The organism is Kitasatospora sp. NPDC059599 (genome assembly GCF_042735125.1).
Classification (GTDB): Bacteria; Actinomycetota; Actinomycetes; order Streptomycetales; family Streptomycetaceae; genus Kitasatospora.
In genome coordinates this window covers 7,680-31,094 of record NZ_JBHWCL010000045.1, presented here as the reverse complement: position 1 = coordinate 31,094, position 23,415 = coordinate 7,680, and the positions used below count along the sequence as shown (strand labels likewise).

Sequence of the window (23,415 nt, the reverse complement as noted above, 5' to 3'; positions counted from 1 at the left end):
GGAGTCTGTGATCAGCCTGAGTGGGGGTCAGACCGGCCGGGACGCCAGCTCCCTGGCGGCGCGGGCGCAGTCGCGCGCGATCCGGTCCTCGTTGACGGTGGTGAGCCGGCCCTTCTCGACGACGGCGTTGCCGTTGACGAACAGCACCGCCAGCGGCGGCAGCGCGCCGAAGGTGAGCGCGGCGACCGGGTCGGCGATGGAGGAGTGCATGACGCCGTCGATCTTCCACAGGGCCAGGTCGGCGAGCTTGCCGGTCTCGATCGAGCCGATCTCGTCCTGCCGGCCGAGCACCCGGGCGCCGCCCATGGTGCCGAGGCGCAGCGCCTGCCGTCCGGTGAGGGCGGTGGGGGAGCCGTGCAGCCGGTTGATCAGCAGGGCGTTGCGCAGTTCGGTGCCGAGTTCGCCGGACTCGTTGGAGGCGGTGCCGTCGACGCCGAGGCCGACCGGGACGCCGGCTCGGAGCATGTCGGGCACGCGGGCGATGCCGGCGGCGAGACGGGCGTTGGAGGACGGGCAGTGGGCGACACCGGTGCCGGTCTCGGCGAACTTGGCGATGTCGGAGTCGTTCATGTGGACGCAGTGCGCCATCCAGACGTCTTCGCCGAGCCAGCCGACCGACTCGAAGTAGTCGGTCGGTCCCATGCCGAACAGTTCCTTGCAGAACTGCTCCTCCTCGGCGGTCTCGGAGCCGTGGGTGTGCAGCCGGACGCCCTTGCGGCGGGCGAGTTCGGCGGACTGGCGGAGGAGGTCGGTGGAGACCGAGAAGGGCGAGCAGGGCGCGATGGCGACGTGCAGCATCGAGCCGAACGAGGAGTCGTGGTAGCGGTCGACGGCGGCCTCGGAGGCGGCCAGGATGTCGTCCAGCTCCTCGACGGCGTGGTCCGGCGGGAGGCCGCCGTCCTTCTTGCTGCGGTCCATGGAGCCGCGCAGCGCGGTGAACCGCAGGCCGAGTTCCCGGACGGCCTCGACGGAGGCGCCGAGGATGTCGCCGCCGTCCTTCGGGAAGACGTAGTGGTGGTCGGAGGCGGTGGTGCAGCCGGACTTGAGCAGCGCGGCGGCGGAGCCCTGGCTGGCGGCGTGGACGAGCTTGTCGTCGATCCGGGCCCAGGTCGGGTAGAGGGCGACCAGCCAGTCGAACAGGATGTCGTCCTGGGCGAGGCCGCGGGTGATCCACTGGTAGAAGTGGTGGTGGGTGTTGACCAGGCCGGGGGTGACGAGGTGGCCCTCGCCGTTGATCCGGCGTACGACGTTGTCCAGCCACGCCGGGGCGGGGCCGTCGCCGACCGCCTCGATCGTGTTGCCGAGGATGACCACGTGGCCGCGGGCGTACTCGGTGTCGTTCGCGTCGACGGTGGCGATCGCGACGTTCTCGATCACGATCCGCTGGTCGGCGGGCGGGGGCTGGACTGCCATGGTGTCACTCCTAGGGGGGAGGGCCGGGAGGAGTGCGTGCCACCGAGGGGGCGCACTCCTCCCGGACCGGTCAGGACGGTGTCGCCGTCGGCACCGTCGCGCCGGAACCCTGGCCGGATCTGGACCGGCGGGCGGTTCCGACGTGGTGGAAGAGCAGGTTGAGCAGGACGGCCATCACGCAGCCGGCCGAGATCCCCGAGTGCATCAGGGTACGGACGGCCTCCGGGAAGGAGTCGTAGAACGTCGGTACGGCGATCGGGATGATGCCGACGCCGAGCGAGACCGACACCAGGATGGTGTGGGAGCCGGACTCCATGCCGGCCTCCGCGAGGGTGCGGATGCCGCTGGCCGCGACCGTGCCGAAGAGCACGATCCCGGCGCCGCCGAGGACGGGTTGCGGCACCAGGGAGACGACCGAGCCCAGTACGGGGAACAGCCCGAGCAGGACCAGGATGCCTCCGCCGGCCGCGACCACGAAGCGGCTGCGGATCTTCGTCAGCGCCACCAGCCCGATGTTCTGGGCGAAGGCGCTGGCGGCGAAGCCGTTGAAGACGGGGCTGAGCGCGGTGGCCAGGCCGTCGGCCCGCAGGCCGGCGGCGAGCGTGGGCTCGTCCGCCTCGCGGTCGACGATCTTGCCGAGCGCGAGCATGTCGGCGGTGGACTCGGTCATCGAGACCACCATGACGATGCAGAGCGAGACGATCGCGGCCGCGTCGAACACGGGCGCGCCGAAGTGGAACGGGGAGGGGAGCGCGAAGACCTTCGCGTCCCGGACCGCGCCGAAGTCGGTCAGCCTCAGCGGGAAGGCGATCAGGGTGCCGATCGCCAGACCGATGAGCAGGGACATCTGCTGCCAGAAGCCGCGCAGCAGACGGTTGCAGAGCACCACCGCGACGAGGGTGATCGCGGCGAGGCCGATGGCCCGCATGGAGCCGTACCCGGGGGCGCCCGGCGAGCCGCCACGCGCCCAGTTGACCGCCACCGGGAGCAGGGACACCCCGATGAGGGTGATCACGGTGCCTTGGACGACCGGGGGGAAGAACCGGATGAGTTTGCAGAAGTACGGCGCCGCGAGGAAGCACAGGGCCCCTGCGACGATCACCGCTCCGAAGATCACCGGGAGGGCGTCCTTCGGTCCCCCCGTCCTCTCGATGGAGCTCTTGGCGATGGCGATCATGGGCGCGACCCCCGCGAAGGAGACGCCGTTCACGAACGGCAGTCGCGCGCCGATCTTCCAGACGCCGAGGGTCTGGAGGAGGGTGGCCAGTCCGGCGGTGAACAGGCTGGCCGAGATGAGCAGGGCGAGTTCGCCGGGGGAGAGCCCGACGCCGGCGCCGACGATGAGCGGGGGTGCGACGACTCCCGCGTACATCGCGGCGACGTGCTGGAGTCCGGTGGTGAACAGCTTCACCGGGGGCAGCAACTCGTCCACGGGGTGGGGCGCGGGCCCGGACGGCTCACCGGGGAGGTGGGCCGGTGCGCCGTCCGGGCCGTGCGTTCTTTCCGGGGTGGAACCGCCGTCTGTACTGCTGGTGTTGCTGGGTGCCATGTCGAGCCCCTCTTGTGCCCGTGGCTCCCGGCGCGCCCGTGGCGCTGGAGACCCCCCGAGGACGGGACGGCGGAGCAAGGATTCCTCGGGGCGCTTCTCCAGTGCCCCGGGCCGGCCGCCGCGAGGCAGACACGAACTCCGGTGGGTGGGGGTGGAGAAACAGGTGGTGCGGGTCGTGCGGGTGGTGCGGGTGGTGCGGCCCGCCCGGACTCGACCGGCCCGCGGGGGCCGGAGGGTGCGGCGATTCGGGGCGGAGTCCACGGTGGTGGGGGAGGTCAGGCGACCGGGATGACCGGGATGACGCCCTCGCGGTGCACGGTGCCCTCGATCAGGCCGTACATCCGGTCCGCGGCGTAGTAGACCTCGTTCTCGTTCTTGAGGCCGAAGGGCTCCAGGTCGACGAGGAAGTGGTGCTTGTTGGGCAGTTCGAGGCGTACCTCGTCCACCTCGGCGCGGTTGTTGAGGACCCGGGTGCCCATCGCGTGCAGGGTCTGCTGCAGCGAGTAGGAGTAGGTCTCGGCGAACGCCTCCAGCATGTGGCGCTTCACGTGGGCGTAGGAGCGGTTCCAGTTGGGCTGGGCCTCGCCGTCCCGGCCGCTGTAGCCGTACTTCCAGCGGGCGGTGACCTGGGTGGCGAGGATGCGGTCGTACGCCTCCTGCAGGGTGGTGTACTTGTCCTTGATGTAGCCCCAGAACTCCGAGTTGGTGGAGTTCATCACCACGAGGTCCTTCAGGCCGGAGATGACCCGGACGGTCTCGCCGTCGTAGCTGATCTCGGTGGTGCGGACCTCCTGGCCGGTGCGGACGAAGGAGTGGCCGACCTCCTCCGAGCCGATGAATCGGGCCGAGCTGTCCGGCGTCCTGATCCGGTCCCAGGAGTACTCCTCGATCCGGATCCGGGCGCCGTGCACGACACCGCGCTCGGTGTTGTCGACGAAGTGGCGCGCCAGGACGATGCCGAAGGCCTCGGCCGACTCGATGCCGTACTCCTTGGCGAAGGCGTAGACGGTGTTCTTGGTGGTGTCGGTGGGGAGGCAGTTGGCGTTGGACCCGGTGAGGTGGACGTCCTCGAACTCACCCTGGAGGGAGACCGAGACGTTCAGGTCCTTGATCTCGTGCCGGGTGGAGTCGCGGGAGATCCGGACGATGCGGTTCTCCGCCTTGCCGTACTGGTTCTGACCGAGCACGTGGGCCATGACGGGGCTCCTAGAGCTTCCAGGTCGGTCTACTAGCTTCCGCGGTAGACCGAGTATCCGAACGGGTTGAGCAGCAGCGGCACGTGGTAGTGGTGCTGTTCGGGCGCGACCGTGAAGACGATCGAGACCTCGGGGAAGAACGGCGGCTCGGCGGACCCGGGCGCCTGGTAGGCGCCGGTGTCGAAGAGCAGCCGGACGACCGAGCCCGCCTCCACGGCCGGCAGGTCCTTGACCCGGCCGTCGGAGTCCGTGGCGGAGGTGCCGAGCACCTGCCAGCCACCCTCGGTGTGCAGTGCGAGCTCGACCGGGACGCCTTCGGCCGGGCGGCCGAGGCTGGTGTCGAGCACGTGGGTGGAGATGCCAGTCATGGGTGAAGTGACCTTACTGATGGCAGAGGTGATGGTGCGTCAGTTCTCCGGCGAGGCGGCCGCGGGGTGCGGGTGGGACCGCATCCGACGGTACGCCAGGGAGGGGGTCAGGAGCCGTCGAGCAGGCGGCCGAGGCGAATGTCGTTGATCTTGCGCAGCTCCCCGCGGACGATCTCCGCCTCGGTGGCGGCGTCGTTGGGGTGGCGCTCGCGCAGGGCGGCGAGCATGCCGGCCGCGGTACGGCCGGTCGCGCAGATCAGGAACACGTGGCCGAACTTCGCCTCGTAGGCGGCGTTGGCTTCGCCCAGTTCGTCGAGGACGGCCCGGTCCACGCCCCGGATGCCGGCCTGTTCGCGCTCGGAGGTGGCGTCGCCGCTCCTGGGCTTGCCGATCCGGGCGTGGCCGGCCATCGCGTCGCGCAGGTCGTCGGCCGTCAGCGACGCCGTGGCCGCCGCGTTGGCGGCGAGCAGGGACTCGCGGTCGGCCCAGGGCCGGGCCTGCGCGACCGCGGCGGCCCACCGGGGGCTGGAGCATACCTCCAGCAGGATCGCTTCCAGCTCGGCGGCATCGGCCGCGGCCAGGGCGTCAAGGGTGTGGGGGTGGTTGGTCACGGGTGGACCTCCTGAAGAGTGGTGCCACCCGGAAAAGCTAGATCGACCCCACCCGGTCGTCAACACTTTGTTGAACGGTTGGTGGTTACGTTTTGAACCGGCCCGCGATGCCGGGCCCTTTCGTGTGCGATTCGCCAAGTGTGCCCCGCCGTAGGCCGATCCGGACTGGCCGAAGCCGCGTCCGGACCGGGCCGAACCGGCGGGGTCACCCGTTCGGAAGCCCCCGCAGGGGCTCCTCAGGAGGACTTCGAGCCGTCCTGGCGGTTGAGGTAGTTGTACACCGTGAAGCGGCTGACGCCCAGGGCCGAGGCGACCGTCTCGACGCCGTGGCGGACGGTGAAGGCGCCGCGCTCCTCCAGCAGGGCGACGACCCGCTGCTTCTCCAGCCGGTCCAGCTCGGCCAGCGGGCGGCCGTCGAACTGTCGGGTCATCTCGGCCAGCAGCCGGTCCAGCGCGCTGCTCAGGTGCGGCAGCCGGACGGCCAGGGCCGGCACGCCCTCCCACTCCAGGACGACGTCCTCGACCTTCGCCTCGTCCAGCGGGACGGGCGTCGCGCCGACCGCGTCCAGCAGCGGCTTCACCGCCGCGGCGAGCGGGTGTTCCACGTGCTCGGTCACGGCGCACCGCCCTCGTCGTCCAGGACGCTGACCTGGACCGAGATGCGGGTCGCCCCGGCGTCCAGGGTCTCCCGGAGCAGCTTGGTCACCGCGTCGAGGACCTGCTGGGCCTCGCCCTCGGCGCCGGTCCCGAAGGGGCCGACCGACACGGCCAGGCCGGCCTCGTCGACCACCTGGCGGGCCGCCGCGGCGTGCTCCGGGAACGTGTCCAGTTCGAACGGTTCTGTCGTGAACTCCACCATCAATCGCACGGGATCACTGTATCGAGCGGGGGTGCGGACGGGCAGGGGCCGGGCGATCGAACAGTCGGGGCCGGGCAGGTGGGGCGCCCTCCGGGTATCTTCAACAAATTGTTGCGACTCCCTTGACACCCGCTTCGCCGGCCGGAGATGCTTCCACCACACAGAATCCCTCTTCCGGATCGTGGAAGTTGCGGATGACGGAAGAGAGATGAGAGGTGATGGACGTGACGGCCGCTGCCAAGCACCACTACACGGTCAACCTGTCGATCCTGTTCGGCGAGCTGCCCCTCCTGGAGCGCCCCGCCGCAGCCGCCGCGGCCGGCTTCACCGCCGCCGAACTCTGGTGGCCCTTCGGTGAGGAGCACGACCCCTCCGGGGCCGAGCTGGACGCGCTCCGCAAGGCGTTCACCGACGCCGGGGTCCGGCTCACCGGCCTCAACTTCCTGGACGACCTGAGCAGGGGCGCCCGCGGCACCGTCTCGGTGCCGTCCGAGCGGGACCGCTTCCGGGCCAACGTCCCGGTCGCCGCGGAACTCGCCGGCTCGCTCGGCGCCAAGGCGCTCAACGCCCTGTACGGAAACCGGGTCGAGGGCGTCGAGCCCGCCGAGCAGGACGCGCTCGCACTGGAGAACCTGGTCCTCGCGGCGAAGGCCGCGCACGGGATCGGCGCGGTCCTGCTGATCGAGGCCCTGAACGGGGTCGAGTCCCCGGACTACCCGCTGGTCTCCGCCGCAGCCGCGGTCGAGGTGGTGGACAAGGTCAACGCCGCCACCGGCCTGGGCAACGCCCGGTTCCTGTGCGACCTCTACCACCTGGCCAAGAACGGCGAGGACCTGGCCCGGGTCATCGACACCCACGCCGACCGCATCGGCCACGTGCAGATCGCCGACGACCCGGGCCGCAACGAGCCCGGCACCGGCGACCTCGACTTCGAGGACCTGTTCGCCCGGCTCACCGCCGCCGGCTACACCGGCCCGATCGGCCTGGAGTACCGCCCCTCCACCGGCGTCAGCGCCGACAGCTTCGGGTGGCTGCCGCGCGAGCTGCGCGCGGCCGAGTAGCGCCGCCGAGCAGCACCGCCGAGCAGCGCGGTCGGCCGGGCGATGTCCGGCCGGGCAGGCGCGCCGCCGACCCACCCGACCTCCCACCCCGCACACGTAAGGAACTCGACGCGATGAGCCGCAAGATCGCCTTCATCGGCCTCGGCATCATGGGCAGCCCGATGGCCGCCAACCTGGTCAAGGCCGGCCACCACGTCACCGGCTTCAACCTCACCCGGCCGCAGATCGACGCCCTGGTCGCGGCCGGCGGCCACGGCGCCGGCTCCATCGCGGAGGCCGTGAAGGACGCCGAGGTCGTCATCACCATGGTCCCGGCCGACCCGCAGGTCGAGCAGGTCATCCTGGGCGAGGGCGGCGTGCTGGAGAACGCCGCGCCCGGCACCCTGGTGATCGACATGTCCTCGATCACCCCGCAGACCTCGATCAGGGTCGAGGCGGCCGCCAAGGAGAAGGGCGTCCGGACGCTGGACGCGCCGGTCTCCGGCGGCGAGGCCGGCGCCGTCGAGGCCGTGCTGTCGATCATGGTCGGCGGTGCCGCCGAGGACTTCGCCGAGGCCAAGCCGCTGTTCGACGCGCTGGGCACCACGGTCGTCCACGTCGGCCCGGCCGGCGCCGGCCAGACCGTCAAGGCCGCCAACCAGCTGATCGTCGCCGTCAACATCCAGGTGCTGGCCGAGGCCGTGGTGTTCCTGGAGAACGCCGGCGTCGACCTGCGGGCCGCGCTGGACGTGCTCGGCGGCGGCCTGGCCGGCTCGACCGTGCTCAACCGCAAGAAGGCGAACATGCTGGACCGCGAGTTCGCCCCGGGCTTCCGGATCGACCTGCACCACAAGGACATGGGCATCGTCACCGACGCCGCCCGCGCCGTGGGCGCCGCGCTGCCGGTCGGCGCCGTGGTGGCCCAGCTGGTCGCCTCCGCCCGGGCCAACGGCGACGGCTCCCTCGACCACTCGGCGCTGCTGCGCGGCGTCGAGCGGCTCTCCGGCCGCGAGGTCGCGTAACACCGCCGGGGGCTCCCGCGCGGAGCCCCCGGCCCACGAACTCCTCCTGGCGGCGTGTACCCATCCGGTCGTGCCCGCGCCGCCAGGAGGTCCGACCCGACCGGCGCGCGGGCAGGGGCTCATCCGCCCGCCCGCCGGTCGATCCAGCCGGTGATGCGCACTCCCTCCCAGGGGGCACTTCGGTCGTGCCTGCGCGTCGCCTGGCCCCCTCCCCGCCGAGGGGAGCCCCCCGGTACGTCGGAAGCGGGACCGGTGGGGGTACTTCCCGGCCGAAGGCCGAGGGAGAACGGCGGGGAGGGGGTCGCACCCCACCCGGGAGGGGGTCGCACCCCACCCGGCAGGGGGCCGCACCCCACCCGGACCGCACCGTCCGAGGGCTCGCACCCCCGGAGCACCGGGCCCATGCTGGACGCACGTCGCAGAACCACCGCCACACCCGTACGGAAGCGAGGACCCCACGATGCTCCCCACCCCCCGCCAGGGCCATGTGGTCGTCGCCCCCGACAAGTTCAAGGGCAGCCTGGAGGGCGCCGAGGTGGCCGCCAGGATCGCGGCCGGCATCCGGCTCGCCGTGCCCGGCACCGAGGTCCGCGAGCTGCCCGTCGCCGACGGCGGCGAGGGCACCCTGGCCGCGGCCCTCGCGGCGGGCTTCGACCGGGTGCCGGCCAAGGTGGCCGGCCCGACCGGCCTGCCGGTGGACGCCGCGCTCGCCGTCCGGGGCGACACCGCCGTGGTCGAGCTGGCACAGTCCTCCGGACTCGCCCGGCTGCCCGGCGGCCGGACCGCCCCGCTCGCGGCCGGGTCCTACGGCGTCGGCCAGCTGATCGCCCGGGCCGTCTCGCTCGGCGTCGAGCGGATCGTGCTGGGGCTCGGCGGCAGCGCCTGCACCGACGGCGGCGCGGGCATGGTGCAGGCGCTCGGGGTGCGCCTGCGCGACGCCGACGGCGCCGAACTCCCGCCCGGCGGGGCCGCGCTGCGCCGGCTCGCGGAGATCGACCTCGGCCGGCTGGCCGACGCGCTGGGCGGCGTCGAGGTCGTGGTCGCCTGCGACGTGGACAACCCGCTGCTCGGGCCGCGCGGCGCCACCGCCGTCTACGGCCCGCAGAAGGGCGCCGACGGCGACGACCTGCTGGTCCTGGAGGAAGGGCTGACCCGGTTCGCCGACCTGGTCGCCGAGGCCACCGGACGGGACGTCCGGCAGGCCCCCGGGGCCGGCGCCGCCGGCGGGGTGGGCTTCGCCGCCCTCGCCCTGCTCGGCGCCACCATGCGACCCGGCATCGAGCTGCTGCTCGACCTGCTGGGCTTCGACGAGGCCGTGCGTGGGGCACGCCTCGTCGTGACCGGCGAGGGTTGCCTGGACGCGCAGACGCTCCACGGCAAGGCCCCCGCCGGAGTTGCCGCGGCGGCCGCCCGGGCGGGGGTTCGGGTGGCCGCCGTGGCGGGCCGGCTGGAGCTCGCCGAGCCCCAGTGGCGGGCCGCCGGCTTCACCGCCGCGATCGCGCTGACCGACCTGGCCGAGCAGCCGGGGGACAGCATGACCAAGGCCGCCGAGCTGGCCGAGGTCGCCGGACGGAAGCTGGCCGACGAACTGCTGGCGCGTTGAACCCTCGTACGTTCATCCATTGACGTTTTGTTGAAGGCGGGCCTAGGCTCCCGGCAATCCCTCGGCTCCTCCCCGCATACGGCCCCCTGCGAACCGCCCCGGGCCGCGCCCGGACCCACCCCCGACTCGCTCCCGACTCCCAGGTTCCGGAGGTCTCCCATGCCTTTCAGCCAGCCCACGGTGATCCGCTCCCGGCGGGTGGTCCTGCCCGACGGCGAGCGCCCCGCGGACGTGCTGATCCGGGACGGGAGGATCGAGCAGGTCGTCGCGCACGGCTCGCTCACCGTCGGCGACCGCGAACTCGCCGACCTCGGCGACACCGCCCTGCTGCCCGGCCTGGTCGACACCCACGTGCACGTCAACGAGCCCGGCCGCACCGAATGGGAGGGCTTCGCCACCGCCACCCGGGCCGCCGCGGCCGGCGGCGTCACCACGATCATCGACATGCCGCTCAACTCGATCCCGCCCACCACCACGGTGGAGGGGCTGCTGGTCAAGCGGAAGACCGCCGAGGGCCAGGCCTGGGTCGACCTCGGCTTCTGGGGCGGCGCCGTCCCCGGCAACGTCGCCGACCTCGAACCCCTGCACCGCGAAGGCGTGTTCGGCTTCAAGAGCTTCCTCGCCCCCTCCGGCGTGGACGAGTTCCCGCACGTCGAGGCCGCCGACCTGGAGGCCGCCCTGGCCGAGCAGGCCCGGATCGGGGCGCTGGCGATCATCCACGCCGAGGACCCGGCCGTCCTCGACGCCGCACCGCAGCAACCCGGCGTCCACTACCGGGACTTCCTGGCCTCCCGCCCCGCCGACGCGGAGACCGCGGCCGTCGCCCGGCTGCTCGACACCGCGCGGCGCACCGGCGCCCGGGTCCACATCCTGCACGTCTCCTCCGCCGCCGTCCTGCCGCTGCTGCGCCGGGCGCGCGAGGACGGCGTCCGGGTGACCGCCGAGACCTGTCCGCACTACCTGACCCTCGCGGCCGAGCAGGTGCCCGACGGCGACACCGCCTTCAAGTGCTGCCCGCCGATCCGCGACGAGTCCAACCGCGACGCGCTCTGGCAGGCCCTGGCGGACGGCGAGTTCATCGCCGTCGTCTCCGACCACTCGCCGTCCACCCCCGACCTCAAACTGCTGCCCGAGTACGGCGGCAGCGGGGACTTCGCGGCCGCCTGGGGCGGCATCGCCTCGCTGCAGCTCGGCCTGCCCGCCGTCTGGACCGAGGCCCGCCGCCGCGGCCACACCCTGTCCGACATCGTGCGCTGGATGTCCGCCGGACCGGCCGAACTGGTCGGCCTCACCGGCACCAAGGGCGCCATCGCGCCCGGCCACGACGCGGACCTGGTCGCGTTCGACCCCGACGGCGAGTTCGCCGTCCGGGCGAGCGGCCTGCACCACCGCAACCCGGTGACCCCGTACGCGGGCCGGACCCTCACCGGCGCGGTGCGCACCACCTGGCTGCGCGGCCGCGAGGTGGACACCGCGGCCCGCCCCTTCGGCCGGCAGCTCACCCGGCCCGCCACCCGTACCACCACCCCGCCCGATCGCGCCTAAAGGAGAGTCAGTGACCACTGCCGACACCCCGAGTGCTCCCTTCACCGAGCTGGTCAACCTGGCCTCCCGACTGCTCGGCGCGGGCGTCGTCGCCACCAACGAGGACACCTTCGCGGACGCCGAGAACCTGCTGGTCGCCAAGCCGGCCGAGTTCCGTCCGCACACCTTCGGCCACAAGGGCCAGATCATGGACGGCTGGGAGTCCAAGCGCCGCCGCGGCGTCTCGGCCGGGCAGCCGCACCCCACCGACCAGGACCACGACTGGGCGATCGTCCGGCTCGGCGTCGGCGGTGTCGTCCGCGGCGTGATCGTGGACACCGCCCACTTCACCGGCAACTACCCGGAGTCCGGCTCCGTCGAGGCCGCGTCCGTCCCCGGCCACCCCTCGCCCGCGGAGCTGCAGGACGCCGAGTGGACCACGCTCGTGCCGCGCACCCCGCTGCGCGGGAACACCGCCCACGAGTTCGCCGTCGAGGACGCCACCCGGTACACCCACGTACGGCTGAACATCTTCCCGGACGGCGGCGTCGCCCGCCTGCGCGTGCACGGCGAGGTGGTGCCCGACCCGCGCGAACTGGACGGCCTCACCTTCGACCTGGCCGCCCAGGAGTACGGCGGCGTGGCCGAGGCGGCGTCCGACCGCTACTTCTCCTCCCCGCACAACCTGAACGCTCCCGGTCGCGCCTCCGTCATGGGCGAGGGCTGGGAGACCCGGCGTCGGCGCGACAAGGCCAACGACTGGGTGCAGATCGCCCTGGCCGGGGGCGGCGAGGTCCTGGCCGCCGAGGTGGACACCACCCACTTCGTCGCCAACGCCCCCGGCTGGGCCGACCTGATCGGCTTCGACGCCTCGACCGGGGCCGACCCGGCCGACGGCGAGTGGTTCGAGCTCCTTCCGCGCACCAGGCTCCAGCCCGACACCCGGCACCGCTTCCGGCTCGACGCCGGCCGCCCGGTGACCCACGTGCGGATCAACGTCTACCCGGACGGCGGGCTCGCCCGCCTCCGGCTCACCGGCCGCCTCACCGAGGCCGGCCGCGCGGCCCTCGCGCTGCGCTGGTTCGACGCCGTCCCGGCCGCCGAGGCCGCCGCGGCCCTCACCGGGGCCGGGCTGACTGCGGACGACGCCGCCGCGCTGACCGCCGCCCGCCCGCTGGCGGACCCGGCCGCGGCCCGCGCCGCCGTCGCGGCGCTCCGGCCGGCCGACGGCCCCGACGGCGAGCACTCCTCCCGCCGCCGCTCGGCCGTCTGGCGCCTGCTCGGCGTCTGAGGCCCGCCCGGCGTCGCGGCCACCGATCCGACGAACCGTCAGAACACCCTTCACGCACCGCCCTTATCGACACCTGAAGGACCCTCCATGTCCAAGATCCTGACCACGGAGTCCGGCGCCCCGGTCGCCGACAACCAGAACTCGGCCTCGGCTGGCGAGTACGGCCCGCTGCTGATCCAGGACCAGCAGCTGCTGGAGAAGCTGGCCCGGTTCAACCGCGAGCGCATCCCGGAGCGCGTGGTGCACGCCCGCGGCTCCGGCGCGTACGGCTACTTCGAGGTCACCGACGAGGTCTCGCAGTACACCCGGGCGGACTTCCTCTCCGAGGTCGGCAAGCGCACCGAGGTCTTCCTGCGCTTCTCCACCGTGGCCGGCAACCTGGGCGCCAGCGACGCGGTCCGCGACCCGCGCGGCTTCGCGCTGAAGTTCTACACGGGCGAGGGCAACTACGATCTCGTCGGCAACAACACCCCGGTGTTCTTCATCAAGGACCCGATCAAGTTCCCCGACTTCATCCACTCGCAGAAGCGCGATCCGTACACCGGCGTGCAGGAGGCGGACAACGTCTGGGACTTCTGGGCCCACTCGCCGGCCTCGACCCACCAGATCACCTGGCTGTTCGGCGACCGCGGCATCCCGGCCTCCTACCGCCACATGAACGGCTACGGCTCGCACACCTACCAGTGGGTCAACGCCGCCGGCGACGCCTACTGGGTGAAGTACCACTTCAAGACCAACCAGGGCGTCCGCTCCCTGGACGGCGGCCAGGCCGCCGAGGTGGTCGGCGCCGACGCCGACTCGCACCAGCGCGACCTGCACCAGGCCATCGAGCGCGGGGTCTTCCCGTCCTGGACCCTCCACGTCCAGCTGATGCCGGTCGCCGAGGCCGCCGACTACCGCTTCAACCCCTTCGACCTCACCAAGGTGTGGCCGCACGCCGACTACCCGCTGGTCAAGGTCGGCCGCCTGGTGCTCAACAAGAACCCGGAGAACGTCTTCGCCGACGTCGAGCAGTCCGCGTTCTCGCCGAACAACTTCGTGCCCGGCATCGGCCCCTCCCCGGACAAGATGCTCCAGGGTCGCCTGTTCGCCTACGCCGACGCCCAGCGCTACCGCCTCGGCGTCAACCACACCCTGCTGCCGGTGAACGCCCCGCGCGCCACCGCGGCGAACAACTACGGCCGGGACGGCCTGATGGCCGTCAACACCGCCGGCCGCGGCAAGAACTACGAGCCCAACTCGTACGACGGCCCGGCCCAGACCGACACCGCGCTCGCCGCGCCGGTCAAGGTCGAGGGCCACACCGGCACCTACACCACGCCGGCCCACAGCAAGGACGACGACTTCTTCCAGGCCGGTGAGCTCTACCGGCTGATGTCGGCCGGCGAGAAGACCCGCCTGATCGACAACATCGCGGGCTTCCTGGCGCAGGTGACCCGCGACGACATCGTCGAGAAGAACCTCGCCCACTTCCACGCCGCGGACGAGGAGTACGGCGCCCGGCTGGCGGCGGCCGTCGCCAAGCTGCGTGCGGGCGAGGAGAGCTGACCCCACCTCACTGAACCCCCGCGGACCGCGGCACCCGCAGGCCGCACCGCTTGCGGACCGCGCCGTCCGCAGGCCGCACCACCCGCGTACCGCGCCACCGGCACGGCTGTCGGGCCCGCACCCGGCGGCCCCGCGACGGGCCTCTCCCCCCTGGGCAGTGGGGGAGGGGCCCGTCGCGGCGTCCGGGGCGGCCGCGTCGGCGGGCCGCGGTCGCCGACCGTACCGGCCGGGCCGCGTCCGCCCGGGTCGACCGGAGGTTGCTCCACGGAATGTTCACGGATATTCACGGACGGCAGTCGCCGGAGCCACCGGGTCGATAGGCTGGTGCGTGCCCGCGGTCGCTCCGTGGGGGGACATCGGAAGGGGACGACATGTCGACACCAGCCCCGGGTCGTCACGCCGCGCTGGACCAGGGCCCCACGGGCCCGTTCACCTCCCTGCAGCACGCCCTCAGACTGCTGGAGGCGGTCGACCGCCACCCCGACGGCGCCACCCTGGTGGGCCTCGCGCGGGAGACCTCGCTCGGGCTGCCCACCGTGCGGCGGCTCGCGGAGATCCTGGAGATCGAGGGCTACCTCCAGTGCCAGGACGGCGGTTGGGTGCTCGGCGGCACCTTCGCCCTGCTCGGACAGCACAACCGCGAGCAGCTGGTCAAGGCCCGTCTCAACCGCAAACTCGCCGAACTCCGGGACGAGTTGGGTGCCGCGGTGTACTTCACCCGTTACCACGACGGCGAGTTGTCGGTGGAGGCGGTCTCGGCGGCCGACTACGCGCCGGCGGTGCAGGAGTGGGTGGACTTCCGGGCCACCGCGCACGCCAGTGCGATCGGCAAGTGTCTGCTCGGCCAGCTGGACGCGGACGCCCGGCGCGACCACCTCTCCCGGCACCCGGTCGCCCGGCTCACCTCCCGCACGGTCACCGACGCCGACCAGCTGATGCACCGGCTGGAGCGGCAGCCGGCCACCGTGCCGGTGCTGGACATCCAGGAGTACGCGCTGGGCACGGTGTGCGCGGCCGTGCCGATCACGGCGGGCAGCACCGTCGGCTGCCTGGCCACCTCGATGCCGGTGGACAACATCCACAAGCTGAAGGCCGCCGCCGAGCTGCTGGCGGCGCGGGCGGCGCCGCTGATGCTGGCGATGGCGGTCTGACCGCACGGCAGTCCGCCCCGTGCAGAGCCCCGTCGGGATCCGGCGGGGCTCGCGCGTTTCCCGGGGTGTTCCGCGGCGCACATCACTTATTAGACTCGATGTCGATAAGGGTCGCCGAAACCCTTGTCCGCACAGCTACCCGCGAGTACGTTTCCCTGAGCCGAGCCGCCGCCCCCAGGTCAGGAGCGCCTGCCATGCCCCGTCCCACCCCCGTCCCCGCCCTCGTCGCCCCCGCCGCGCGCGTCCACGACAGCCTCGTCCTGGAGCCCCGGGACGTCCGCTTCGACTGGGCCGGGCTGCCGCTGCACTGGGTCCCGGACGAGCCGATGGCCACCCACATCCTCAACGTGCTGCACCTGCTGCTCCCCGAGGGCGAACGCTGGTTCGTCAAGGTGTTCAAGGAAGCGCTGCCGCTCGTGCGGGACGAGCAACTGCGCGAGGAGGTGCTCGGCTTCATCGGGCAGGAGGCCATCCACGCCGAGGCCCACCAGGAGGTCCTCGACCACCTCCTCGGCCAGGGGCTCGACCCCCGGCCCTACGTCCGGCAGGTCGCCTGGGTCTTCCAGCGCGTGCTCGGCGAGCGGCCCGGACTGTCCCCCGCCCGGCAGCGCGAAGCGCTCATCGAGCGGGTCGCCGCCATCGCGGCGATCGAGCACTACACCGCCTTCCTCGGCAACTGGATCCTCAACTCCCCGGGGCTGGACCGCGCCCAGGCCGACCCGACGATGCTCGACCTGCTGCGCTGGCACGGCGCCGAGGAGGTCGAGCACCGCAGCGTGGCCTTCGACCTGCTGGTCCACCTGGACCCGGGGTACGTGCGCCGGGTCCGCACCATGGCGGTCGCCGGCCCGCTCCTGGTCCGCCTCTGGGTGCGCGGGGTGCGGTTCCTGCTGGCCGCGGACCCGACGCTGGACGGGCGGCTGCGCCCGAGCTGGCGCGAGGCCTACCGGATCACCAGGCGCGGCCTGCTGCCCGACCCGGTCAAGTCGATCCGCTCCGGCCTGCGGTACCTCAAGCCCGGCTACCACCCGACCCTGGAAGGCTCCTCCAGCCAGGCCCTCGGCTACCTCGCCACCTCCCCGGCCGCCCGCGCCGCCGCCGGGACCGGCTGACGGGCGGCAGCGGACACCCGAACCCCGGTCACCTGCAGCCGGACCCGCCACCCGTCGCCCGCCACCCTCCCCCGACGCCAAGGAGCGCGGATGGACCTGCTCACCCCGCCCCCCGACCTCTACGGACGCCCCCGCGCGGACCGCTTCCTGCGCCGCCTCACCGCCTTCCAGGACCGCTACGTGCAGGCCCTCGGCGGCCCGTTGCTGCGCCGAAACCCCCGCCGCCCGCTCAGCCGGCCCACCCCGCGGCTGCAGCTGGTCGTCACCGCCCGCCGCCGACTCACCCCCGACGTCGTCGAGTTGAAGCTCACCGACCCCTCGGGCGGCCTGCTCCCGCCCTGGCAGCCCGGCGCCCACCTGCGCCTCCACCTGCCCTCCGGCCGCGAGCGCCACTACTCCCTCAGCGGCGACCCGGCCGACCGCGCCGCCTACCGCATCGCCGTCCGGCGGCTGCCCGGGGGCGGCGGCGGGTCCGTCGAGGTCCACGACACCCTGCACCCCGGCGCCCGCCTCACCGCCCGCCGCCCGCGCAACGGCTTCGCCTTCTGCGCCGAGCCCGCCGTCCTCCTGCTGGCCGGCGGCATCGGCATCACCCCGCTGCTCCCGATGGCCCGCGAGGCGCAGCGGCACGGACTGGACTGGCGCCTGGTGCACGTCGGCCGCAGTGCCGACACCCTCCCGTACACCGAGGAGCTGCGCGCCCTCGACCCGCACCGGGTGGTGCTGCGCACCGACGACGAGCACGGCGGCGTCCCCACCGGCGCCGAGCTGCTCGCCCACGCCCCGCGCGACGCCGCCGTCTACTGCTGCGGGCCGGCCCCGATGCTGACCGCCGTGCAGCGGGCGCTGGACGGCGGTCCGGCCGGGTCCGGCGGGCCGGCCGCCGCCCTGCACTTCGAGCGCTTCGGCGCCGCCCCGATCACCGGCGGCGCGTCCTTCGCCGTCCGCCTCGGCGGCGACGGACCGACCCTCGACGTCCCCGCCGACCGGTCCGCCCTGGACGTGCTGCGCGAGGCCCGCCCGGACCTCCCGTACTCCTGTCACCAGGGCTTCTGCGGCACCTGCGAGGTCCGTCTGCTGGCCGGCTCGCCCGATCACCGCGACCGCCGCCTCACGCCCGAGCAGCGTGCCACCGGTGCCCTGCTGCCCTGCGTCTCCCGGGCCGCCGAGGGTGAGACCCTCGTGCTCGACCTCTAGAAGGAGTCCCCGCCATGGCGAAAGCGACCCCCGCCTTCCGCTACACCGAGCGCGACCTCGACCGTTTCCGCGAGACCCAGCAACTCGCCTACGACTGCGCCGAGCAGGTCGCCGCCTGGATCGAACCCGGCGTCACCGAACGGCAGGCCACCGCCGAGCTGCGCCGCCGCCTGGTCGCCGCCGGGGTGCAGGACTTCTTCCACGTCCCCTTCGCCTGGTTCGGCGACCGCACGGCGTTCCGGCACTTCCACACCCCGCTGCAGTTCTTCGCCGGCAACCGCCGCCTGGAGGAGGGCATGCCGTACGTCCTGGACTGCGCGCCCGTCGTGGACGGCTACACCGCCGACATCGGTTACGGCGGCAAGGTGGGCGAGAACCGGATCTGGGACCGGCTCGCCGCCGACCTGAAGGTCTACCGCGAGCTGATCCTCGCCGAGGTCCGGGCCCGCAAGCCGCTCGACCAGGTGTACGCGGCCGTGGACGCGCAGCTCGCCGCGCACGGCTACGACAACCGCCACCAGGTCTACCCGGGCCGGGTGATCGGCCACCAGGTCACCCGCACGGTGACCCGCGGTCCGGCCGGGGTGAACGTCTTCGGCTTCGGTGTGCGCACCCTGCAGACCCTCGGCCGTGAGCTCGTCTCCGAGCGCCTGCACGGCCGTTCACCGCTCTGGGCGGACGGCCGGTCGTCCCGGCACGCGCCCACCCCGGGGCTGTGGGCGGTCGAGCCGCACATCGGATTCCGCGGCGTGGGTATCAAGTTCGAGGAACTGCTGGTGGTCACCGAGGACGACGCCTACTGGCTCGACGACGACCTGCCCCACGTCCGCCGCTGGACCGGGACCGCCGAGCAGCCCGCGGCCGCCGACCAGCGCACCGCCGACCACTGCACCGCCGACCACTGCACCGCCGACCAGCGCACCGCCACCGAGCCGACTGCCGAGCCGACCGCCCTGGAGGCCACCCGATGACGACCCCGACCCGCCGCCGGACCGTCCACTCCGGCGGTCTGCCGCTCGCCGTCTTCGAACAGGGCGACCCGGACGCCCCCACCGTCCTCCTCGTCCACGGCTACCCCGACACCCACACCGTCTGGGACGACGTCGCCGCCGACCTGGCCCGCGACCACCACGTGGTCCGCTACGACGTGCGCGGCGCCGGCGAGTCCGGCGTCCCCGCGGACCGCGCCGGCTACCGGCTGGAGCGGCTGGCCGAGGACCTGTTCGCGGTCGCCGACGCGGTCAGCCCGGACCGCCCGGTCCACCTGGTCGCCCACGACTGGGGCTCGGTCCAGTCCTGGGAGGCCGTCACCGCCCCCGGAGCCGGGCGCCGGATCGCCTCGTACACCACGATGTCCGGCCCCAGCCTCGACCACCTGGGGTTCTGGCTGCGCCACCGGCTGCGCCGCCCCACTCCCCGCCACCTGAAGCAGCTGCTGCACCAGGGCCTGCACTCCTGGTACATCACCGCCTTCCACCTGCCTTACCTCGCTCCCGGCGTCTGGCGCCTCGGCCTCGCCCGGGCCTGGCCGCGGGTGCTGCGCGACCTGGAGCACGTCGCCCCGCGGGCCGACCACCCGCAGCCCAGCCTGCGCCGCGACGCGGTCCGCGGCATCGAGCTGTACCGGGCCAACTTCCGTCCCACCATGGGCAGTCCGCGTGAGCGGCCGACCGAGGTGCCGGTCCAGCTGATCACCCTCACCCGGGACCGCTACGTCGGCACCTACCTCTCCGACGGCCTGGAGCGCTGGGTGCCCGACCTGACCCGCAGGACGCTGCACGCCGGCCACTGGTCGGCGCTGCTGGAGAAGGGAGCCATCGTGGCCGGCATGGTCCGCGAGTTCACCGCCCGCAACGAGCCCGGGGCCGAGGGCGGTTCCGCGCAGGACCGGCCCGCGCTGGACGACGGCCGGCTGGTGGTCGTCACCGGCGGCGGCAGCGGCATCGGACGGGCCACCGCGCTCGCCTTCGCTGAGGAGGGGGCCCGGGTCGTCGTCTGCGACCTCGACCTCGCGGCCGCCGAGCGGACCGCCGAACTCGCCTCGCTGATCGGCCCGTCGGCGCACGCCTACCGGGTGGACGTCTCCGACGGCGCGGCGGTGGAGGCCTTCGCGCAGACCGTTGCCGCCGAGCACGGGGTGCCCGACGTGGTGGTCAACAACGCGGGCATCGGCCACTCCGGAACCTTCCTGCAGACCACCGAGAAGGAGTGGCAGCGGGTCCTGGACGTCAACCTCTGGGGCGTGATCCACGGCTGCCGCGCCTTCGGCACGCTGATGGCCGACCGCGGCCAGGGCGGCCACATCGTCAACGTCTCCTCGGCCGCCGCCTACCTGCCCTCCAAGGCGCTCACCGCCTACGCCACCAGCAAGGCCGCGGTGTTCATGCTCTCCGACTGCCTGCGCGCCGAGTTCGTCGGCCACGGCATCGGCGTCTCCACCATCTGCCCGGGGATCGTCAACACCAACATCACCCGCACCTCCACCTTCTCCGCCACCACCGCCGACGAGCAGGCCGCCAAGCAGGCCCGCGCCGCCAAGCTCTACGCCCGCCGCGGCTTCCCCCCGGAGAAGGTCGCCGCCGCGATCCTCGGTGCCGTCCGCACCGGCAGGCCCGTCGTCCCGGTCACCCCCGAGGCCAAGGTCGCCCGCTTCCTCTCCCGCCTCAGCCCGGGCCTGCTCCGCCTCGCCGCCCGCCTCAACGTCACCTGACCGGGTGAACATCGCCGAAACGGACCAGCGGGGCCTGTGATATCAGCTACGCTTGATTTTGATATAAGCAGTCCCCGCTTCGTTCCGGGAGGTCGACCATGACCCGTACCGTGATAGACGTCAACGACGAACTGCTCGCCGAGGCTGCCGGGATCTTCGGTACGACGACCAAGGTCGCCACTGTCAACGCCGCCCTTGAGGACGCGGTGAAGCGCCGCAAAGGCCAGGAGTTCCTCGACTGGCTCGCCGAGGGTGGGCTGCCGGATCTGACCGGGCCGGTGGACAAGGGTGAGTGAGCGTTTCCTCATCGACAAGTCGGCCTTCGCCCGCCATTCCAAGCCGCCGGTTCGAGCCCTGGTCGACCGGTTGTTCCGTGAGGGGCGGCTCGCGATCTGCGGTGCTGTCGAGCTTGAGATCATGCACAGCGCCCGGTCCAAGGGCGACGCTCTTCAGATTCGAGAGGGCTTGAGCGGCTTCGACCGGCTGCCCACGCCCGACGAGGTGTGGGACCGGGCCATCGAGGTGCAGGCGCTCCTCACGGCCGAGGGCAACTGGCGGGCGCTCTCCGTGCCGGACCTCGTCATCGCGGCGACCGCCGAGCGGCACGGTGTCACCGTGCTCCACTACGACGGCGACTACGACATGATCGCCGCCGTCACCGGTCAGCCGACGGAGTGGGTCGTTCCGCCCGGCACCGCGGACTGAACACCGCCCGCGGCCCCGTCCGGGGCCTGTGAGAGCATCGAGGTCCATGGAGATGACAACTGCTCTGTGGTCCTTCGCCCTCGTCGTGGGGCTGCTCACCCTGACGCCCGGTCTGGACACCGCCCTGGTCCTGCGGACGTCCGCGCTGGCCGGGAGGCGCCAGGCCTGGGGGGTCGTGCTCGGGATCCAGACCGGCACGCTGATCTGGGGGACGCTCACCTCCGCGGGGGTGACGGCGCTGCTGACCGCCTCACAGGTGGCCTACGAGGTCCTGCGCTGGGCGGGCGCCGCCTACCTGGTGTGGATGGGCATCGGGATGCTGCGCGACCGGGGCGCCCCGGCGGCGGCCGAGGAGGAGCCGCAGGTCGGCGGGTTCCGGTACGGCTGGCGGCGGGGCACGCTGACCAACCTGCTGAACCCCAAGGTCGGGGTCTTCTACGTGGCGGTGCTGCCGCAGTTCATCCCGGCGGGCGTCCCGCACTTCGCCGCCGGCGTGGCACTGACCTGCGTCCACGTCGTCGAGGGCCTGCTCTGGTCGACGGTCCTGGTGGGCTTCGCCCGGGTGCTGCGCGGCTGGCTGCGCCGGCCGGCCGCGCGCAGGCTGATGGACCGGGTGACCGGCGCGGTCGTGGTGGGCTTCGGCGTGAAGCTGGCGGTGGGCGACTGAGCGGGCCGCTGACCGCCCCGCTGAGCGTGGGCCTGAGCGGGTGGCCGGTCAGGCGGACTGGCGGGCGAGCCGGGACAGCCCCTCCTGCAGTTCCTCGGCGTTCATGCAGACGTGTAGCTGGACGTCGGCGTTGAACCGGAGCCAGAACGGCTCGCAGGCGGTGACGACGGAGGCCTCGTCCGGGACGTCCAGGGCGAAGAGCATGGTCCGACGGCCGTTGCGGGCGAAGAAGTAGGCCGCCTCCGGCTTGAGTTGGCTCATGACCCCTTCCAGGGTCGGACCGACCGTGCCGTCCGCGATGAGCTTGTTGGAGGCTTCGGTGTCGAGGGTGACTTCCAGCAGGGCGCGCATGGTGCCCGCTCCTTTCCCGGGCTCGGGACGAGTCCGCACGTCCAGCGTCCCGCTGCCCCGGTGGCCGTGCAACGGCACGCTCAGGCGGCGTGGGTCCGCGACGGCCTCGACTGCGCCGCGGCGGTCTCCCGGTCGCCCTCCGCCGCCGGTGACACGTCGTGGTGGATCGGCCCGTCGCCGGCGCTCAGCGGCAGGCAGCTGCCGCCGCGCCGGTGGGCGATGATCTCGGCCGCGACCGAGACGGCCGTCTCCTCCGGGGTGCGCGCGCCCAGGTCGAGGCCGATGGGGGAGCGCAGCCGGGCGAGTTCGGCGCCGGTGAGGCCGGCCTCGCGCAGCTTCGCCAGACGGTCCCGGTGGGTGCGGCGCGAGCCCATCGCGCCGACGTAGCCGACCGGCAGCCGCAGGGCACGTTCCAGCAGCGGGATGTCGAACTTGGCGTCGTGGGTGAGCACGCAGAGCACGGTGCGCCCGTCGATCCGGCCGAGCTGGGAGTCCAGGTAGCGGTGCGGCCAGTCGACCACGACCTCGTCGGCCTCCGGGAAGCGGCGGGCGGTGGCGAAGACGGGCCGGGCGTCGCAGACGGTGACGTGGTAGCCGAGGAACCTGCCGATCCGCACCACCGCGGCGGCGAAGTCGATCGCGCCGAACACCAGCATCCGCGGCGCGGGCACGTAGGACTCGACGAAGCAGGTGACGGTGCCCTGCTCGTGTTCGTCGCAGGGGCGCCCGTCGAGGCCGAGGACGATCCGGCCGGTGCGTCCGGCGTCCAGCATGGCCCGGGCCTCCGCGACGATCGCCCGTTCCAGGGCGCCGACGGTGGACGGCCCGACGGACAGTGCTCCGGTGACGCCGTCGGCGGTGACCGCGAGGGTGGCGCCGACCAGTCCGCCGGGCCCGGCGATCACCCGCACCAGTGCCACCGGTGTGCCGGCGGCGATGTGCGCGATCCCGGTGTCCAGGCCGGTGTCGGCCCCGGGCACGACCGGCTGGACGAACACGTCGAGGACCCCGCCGCAGGTCAGCCCGACCGCGAAGGCGTCCTCGTCGCTGTACCCGAAGCGTTCCAGCACCGGTTCGCCGCTCGCGATCGCGGCCTGGCACAGCTCGTACACCGCGCCCTCGACGCAGCCGCCGGAGACGCTGCCGACCGCCTCCCCGTCCGCGTCGACGGCCAGGGCCGCGCCCGGGTCGCGCGGCGCGCTGCCGGAGACCCCGACGACGGTGGCCACGGCGAAGGCACGCCCGGCCGCGTGCCAGGCCTGCAGCTGCTCGGCGATGTCCTGCATGGCGGTGGCTCCTTACACGGTTTCGACAGTAGCGGGGACGCCGCCGTACGGGAAACGATCCCGTACGGCGGCGGTGTCGCAGGAGTGGTGGGGGCGCGGCCCGGGGGGCGACCGGCGGGGCCCCCGGCGGGGTGTGCGGGGCGGGGGGGGCGGGGCGGGGGCGGGAGGGCCCTGAGGGCACCGCCGCGCCGGGCTGTTACGGGGGTATGGGG

The 23,415-nt window shown here is 73.2% G+C and carries 22 protein-coding genes and 1 pseudogene; 14 read left to right on the top strand and 9 right to left on the bottom strand.

Features of this window, described 5'->3' with window-relative positions:
- Positions 1-27: 27 nt before the first annotated feature.
- From ACFV04_RS17900 to ACFV04_RS17870, 7 genes are all read right to left on the bottom strand, one after another.
- The gene (locus tag ACFV04_RS17900) at positions 28-1,413 is read right to left on the bottom strand and encodes an 8-oxoguanine deaminase (RefSeq protein WP_380529999.1); all 1,386 of its coding nucleotides are present in this window, start codon (positions 1,411-1,413) and stop codon (positions 28-30) included.
- A 70-nt stretch (positions 1,414-1,483) separates the two neighbouring features.
- Positions 1,484-2,962, bottom strand: a complete 1,479-nt coding sequence (locus ACFV04_RS17895; protein WP_380529997.1) for a nucleobase:cation symporter-2 family protein — start codon at positions 2,960-2,962, stop codon at positions 1,484-1,486.
- Between the two features lie 275 nt (positions 2,963-3,237).
- On the bottom strand, positions 3,238-4,158 hold the full coding sequence (gene pucL / locus ACFV04_RS17890; protein ID WP_380340228.1) for a factor-independent urate hydroxylase: 921 nt from the start codon (positions 4,156-4,158) through the stop codon (positions 3,238-3,240).
- A gap of 32 nt (positions 4,159-4,190) precedes the next feature.
- On the bottom strand, positions 4,191-4,526 hold the full coding sequence (gene uraH / locus ACFV04_RS17885) for a hydroxyisourate hydrolase (RefSeq protein WP_380529995.1): 336 nt from the start codon (positions 4,524-4,526) through the stop codon (positions 4,191-4,193).
- Between the two features lie 107 nt (positions 4,527-4,633).
- On the bottom strand, positions 4,634-5,137 hold the full coding sequence (uraD, locus tag ACFV04_RS17880) for a 2-oxo-4-hydroxy-4-carboxy-5-ureidoimidazoline decarboxylase (protein WP_380340234.1): 504 nt from the start codon (positions 5,135-5,137) through the stop codon (positions 4,634-4,636).
- A gap of 236 nt (positions 5,138-5,373) precedes the next feature.
- Positions 5,374-5,754, bottom strand: a complete 381-nt coding sequence (locus tag ACFV04_RS17875; protein ID WP_380340237.1) for a helix-turn-helix domain-containing protein — start codon at positions 5,752-5,754, stop codon at positions 5,374-5,376.
- Positions 5,751-5,996: a thiamine-binding protein gene (locus tag ACFV04_RS17870; protein ID WP_380530037.1), complete on the bottom strand. Its 246-nt coding sequence runs from the start codon at positions 5,994-5,996 to the stop codon at positions 5,751-5,753. The genes ACFV04_RS17875 and ACFV04_RS17870 overlap by 4 nt, the downstream gene beginning before the upstream one ends.
- Before the next feature lie 218 nt (positions 5,997-6,214).
- Between ACFV04_RS17870 and ACFV04_RS17865 the strand changes: the two genes are divergently transcribed.
- The 14 genes and pseudogenes from ACFV04_RS17865 to ACFV04_RS17800 all read left to right on the top strand — a co-directional run bounded on the left by ACFV04_RS17865 (position 6,215) and on the right by ACFV04_RS17800 (position 21,566).
- A complete protein-coding gene (locus tag ACFV04_RS17865) occupies positions 6,215-7,057 on the top strand; it encodes a TIM barrel protein (RefSeq protein WP_380340240.1) in 843 nt (280 codons plus the stop codon).
- A 113-nt stretch (positions 7,058-7,170) separates the two neighbouring features.
- Positions 7,171-8,058: a 2-hydroxy-3-oxopropionate reductase gene (locus tag ACFV04_RS17860; protein ID WP_360250216.1), complete on the top strand. Its 888-nt coding sequence runs from the start codon at positions 7,171-7,173 to the stop codon at positions 8,056-8,058.
- A 460-nt stretch (positions 8,059-8,518) separates the two neighbouring features.
- Positions 8,519-9,661 (top strand): glycerate kinase, encoded by a 1,143-nt coding sequence (locus ACFV04_RS17855; RefSeq protein ID WP_380529992.1) that lies wholly within the window; start codon positions 8,519-8,521, stop codon positions 9,659-9,661.
- Positions 9,662-9,820: 159 nt separating this feature from the next.
- Positions 9,821-11,206, top strand: coding sequence for an allantoinase AllB (gene allB / locus ACFV04_RS17850; RefSeq protein ID WP_380529990.1), 1,386 nt, complete (start codon positions 9,821-9,823; stop codon positions 11,204-11,206).
- A pseudogene (alc, locus tag ACFV04_RS17845) lies at positions 11,196-12,263 on the top strand (allantoicase); the annotation flags it as partial. The gene allB and the pseudogene alc, both read left to right, overlap by 11 nt.
- Positions 12,264-12,563: 300 nt before the next feature.
- Complete coding sequence (locus ACFV04_RS17840) at positions 12,564-14,024, top strand: catalase (RefSeq protein ID WP_380529988.1); 1,461 nt, start codon at positions 12,564-12,566, stop codon at positions 14,022-14,024.
- Between the two features lie 371 nt (positions 14,025-14,395).
- A complete protein-coding gene (locus ACFV04_RS17835) occupies positions 14,396-15,175 on the top strand; it encodes an IclR family transcriptional regulator C-terminal domain-containing protein (protein ID WP_360250204.1) in 780 nt (259 codons plus the stop codon).
- A gap of 194 nt (positions 15,176-15,369) precedes the next feature.
- Positions 15,370-16,287: a metal-dependent hydrolase gene (locus ACFV04_RS17830; protein ID WP_380529986.1), complete on the top strand. Its 918-nt coding sequence runs from the start codon at positions 15,370-15,372 to the stop codon at positions 16,285-16,287.
- A 90-nt stretch (positions 16,288-16,377) separates the two neighbouring features.
- Positions 16,378-17,484, top strand: a complete 1,107-nt coding sequence (locus ACFV04_RS17825) for a PDR/VanB family oxidoreductase (RefSeq protein ID WP_380529984.1) — start codon at positions 16,378-16,380, stop codon at positions 17,482-17,484.
- Positions 17,485-17,498: 14 nt separating this feature from the next.
- Positions 17,499-18,455 carry a M24 family metallopeptidase gene (locus ACFV04_RS17820; protein ID WP_380529982.1) on the top strand — a complete coding sequence of 319 codons (957 nt, stop codon included), beginning with the start codon at positions 17,499-17,501 and terminating at the stop codon, positions 18,453-18,455.
- Positions 18,452-20,194 (top strand): SDR family oxidoreductase, encoded by a 1,743-nt coding sequence (locus ACFV04_RS17815; protein ID WP_380529980.1) that lies wholly within the window; start codon positions 18,452-18,454, stop codon positions 20,192-20,194. Before ACFV04_RS17820 ends, ACFV04_RS17815 begins: the two co-directional genes overlap by 4 nt.
- A gap of 98 nt (positions 20,195-20,292) precedes the next feature.
- Complete coding sequence (locus tag ACFV04_RS17810; RefSeq protein WP_380340264.1) at positions 20,293-20,490, top strand: type II toxin-antitoxin system VapB family antitoxin; 198 nt, start codon at positions 20,293-20,295, stop codon at positions 20,488-20,490.
- Complete coding sequence (locus ACFV04_RS17805) at positions 20,483-20,899, top strand: PIN domain nuclease (protein WP_380529978.1); 417 nt, start codon at positions 20,483-20,485, stop codon at positions 20,897-20,899. Before ACFV04_RS17810 ends, ACFV04_RS17805 begins: the two co-directional genes overlap by 8 nt.
- Positions 20,900-20,945: 46 nt before the next feature.
- Positions 20,946-21,566, top strand: a complete 621-nt coding sequence (locus ACFV04_RS17800; protein WP_360250172.1) for a LysE family translocator — start codon at positions 20,946-20,948, stop codon at positions 21,564-21,566.
- 48 nt (positions 21,567-21,614) lie between these two features.
- Here the strand turns inward: ACFV04_RS17800 and ACFV04_RS17795 are convergent, their stop codons facing one another.
- Both ACFV04_RS17795 and ACFV04_RS17790 read right to left on the bottom strand, forming a co-directional pair.
- Positions 21,615-21,917, bottom strand: coding sequence for a hypothetical protein (locus tag ACFV04_RS17795; RefSeq protein ID WP_380340270.1), 303 nt, complete (start codon positions 21,915-21,917; stop codon positions 21,615-21,617).
- 80 nt (positions 21,918-21,997) lie between these two features.
- Entirely contained in the window at positions 21,998-23,203 is a 1,206-nt protein-coding gene (locus ACFV04_RS17790; RefSeq protein WP_380340273.1) for an XdhC family protein, read from the bottom strand.
- Positions 23,204-23,415 lie beyond the last annotated feature (212 nt).

Bases quoted from the DNA above. Each gene is read 5' to 3' on its own strand.
- ACFV04_RS17900 (WP_380529999.1), bottom strand. From the start codon at position 1,413: ATGGCAGTCCAGCCCCCGCCCGCCGACCAGCGGATCGTGATCGAGAAC.
- ACFV04_RS17895 (WP_380529997.1), bottom strand. From the start codon at position 2,962: ATGGCACCCAGCAACACCAGCAGTACAGACGGCGGTTCCACCCCGGAA.
- pucL (WP_380340228.1), bottom strand. From the start codon at position 4,158: ATGGCCCACGTGCTCGGTCAGAACCAGTACGGCAAGGCGGAGAACCGC.
- uraH (WP_380529995.1), bottom strand. From the start codon at position 4,526: ATGACTGGCATCTCCACCCACGTGCTCGACACCAGCCTCGGCCGCCCG.
- ACFV04_RS17870 (WP_380530037.1), bottom strand. From the start codon at position 5,996: ATGGTGGAGTTCACGACAGAACCGTTCGAACTGGACACGTTCCCGGAG.
- ACFV04_RS17865 (WP_380340240.1), top strand. From the start codon at position 6,215: ATGGACGTGACGGCCGCTGCCAAGCACCACTACACGGTCAACCTGTCG.
- ACFV04_RS17860 (WP_360250216.1), top strand. From the start codon at position 7,171: ATGAGCCGCAAGATCGCCTTCATCGGCCTCGGCATCATGGGCAGCCCG.
- ACFV04_RS17855 (WP_380529992.1), top strand. From the start codon at position 8,519: ATGCTCCCCACCCCCCGCCAGGGCCATGTGGTCGTCGCCCCCGACAAG.
- allB (WP_380529990.1), top strand. From the start codon at position 9,821: ATGCCTTTCAGCCAGCCCACGGTGATCCGCTCCCGGCGGGTGGTCCTG.
- ACFV04_RS17840 (WP_380529988.1), top strand. From the start codon at position 12,564: ATGTCCAAGATCCTGACCACGGAGTCCGGCGCCCCGGTCGCCGACAAC.
- ACFV04_RS17835 (WP_360250204.1), top strand. From the start codon at position 14,396: ATGTCGACACCAGCCCCGGGTCGTCACGCCGCGCTGGACCAGGGCCCC.
- ACFV04_RS17830 (WP_380529986.1), top strand. From the start codon at position 15,370: ATGCCCCGTCCCACCCCCGTCCCCGCCCTCGTCGCCCCCGCCGCGCGC.
- ACFV04_RS17825 (WP_380529984.1), top strand. From the start codon at position 16,378: ATGGACCTGCTCACCCCGCCCCCCGACCTCTACGGACGCCCCCGCGCG.
- ACFV04_RS17820 (WP_380529982.1), top strand. From the start codon at position 17,499: ATGGCGAAAGCGACCCCCGCCTTCCGCTACACCGAGCGCGACCTCGAC.
- ACFV04_RS17815 (WP_380529980.1), top strand. From the start codon at position 18,452: ATGACGACCCCGACCCGCCGCCGGACCGTCCACTCCGGCGGTCTGCCG.
- ACFV04_RS17810 (WP_380340264.1), top strand. From the start codon at position 20,293: ATGACCCGTACCGTGATAGACGTCAACGACGAACTGCTCGCCGAGGCT.
- ACFV04_RS17800 (WP_360250172.1), top strand. From the start codon at position 20,946: ATGGAGATGACAACTGCTCTGTGGTCCTTCGCCCTCGTCGTGGGGCTG.
- ACFV04_RS17795 (WP_380340270.1), bottom strand. From the start codon at position 21,917: ATGCGCGCCCTGCTGGAAGTCACCCTCGACACCGAAGCCTCCAACAAG.
- ACFV04_RS17790 (WP_380340273.1), bottom strand. From the start codon at position 23,203: ATGCAGGACATCGCCGAGCAGCTGCAGGCCTGGCACGCGGCCGGGCGT.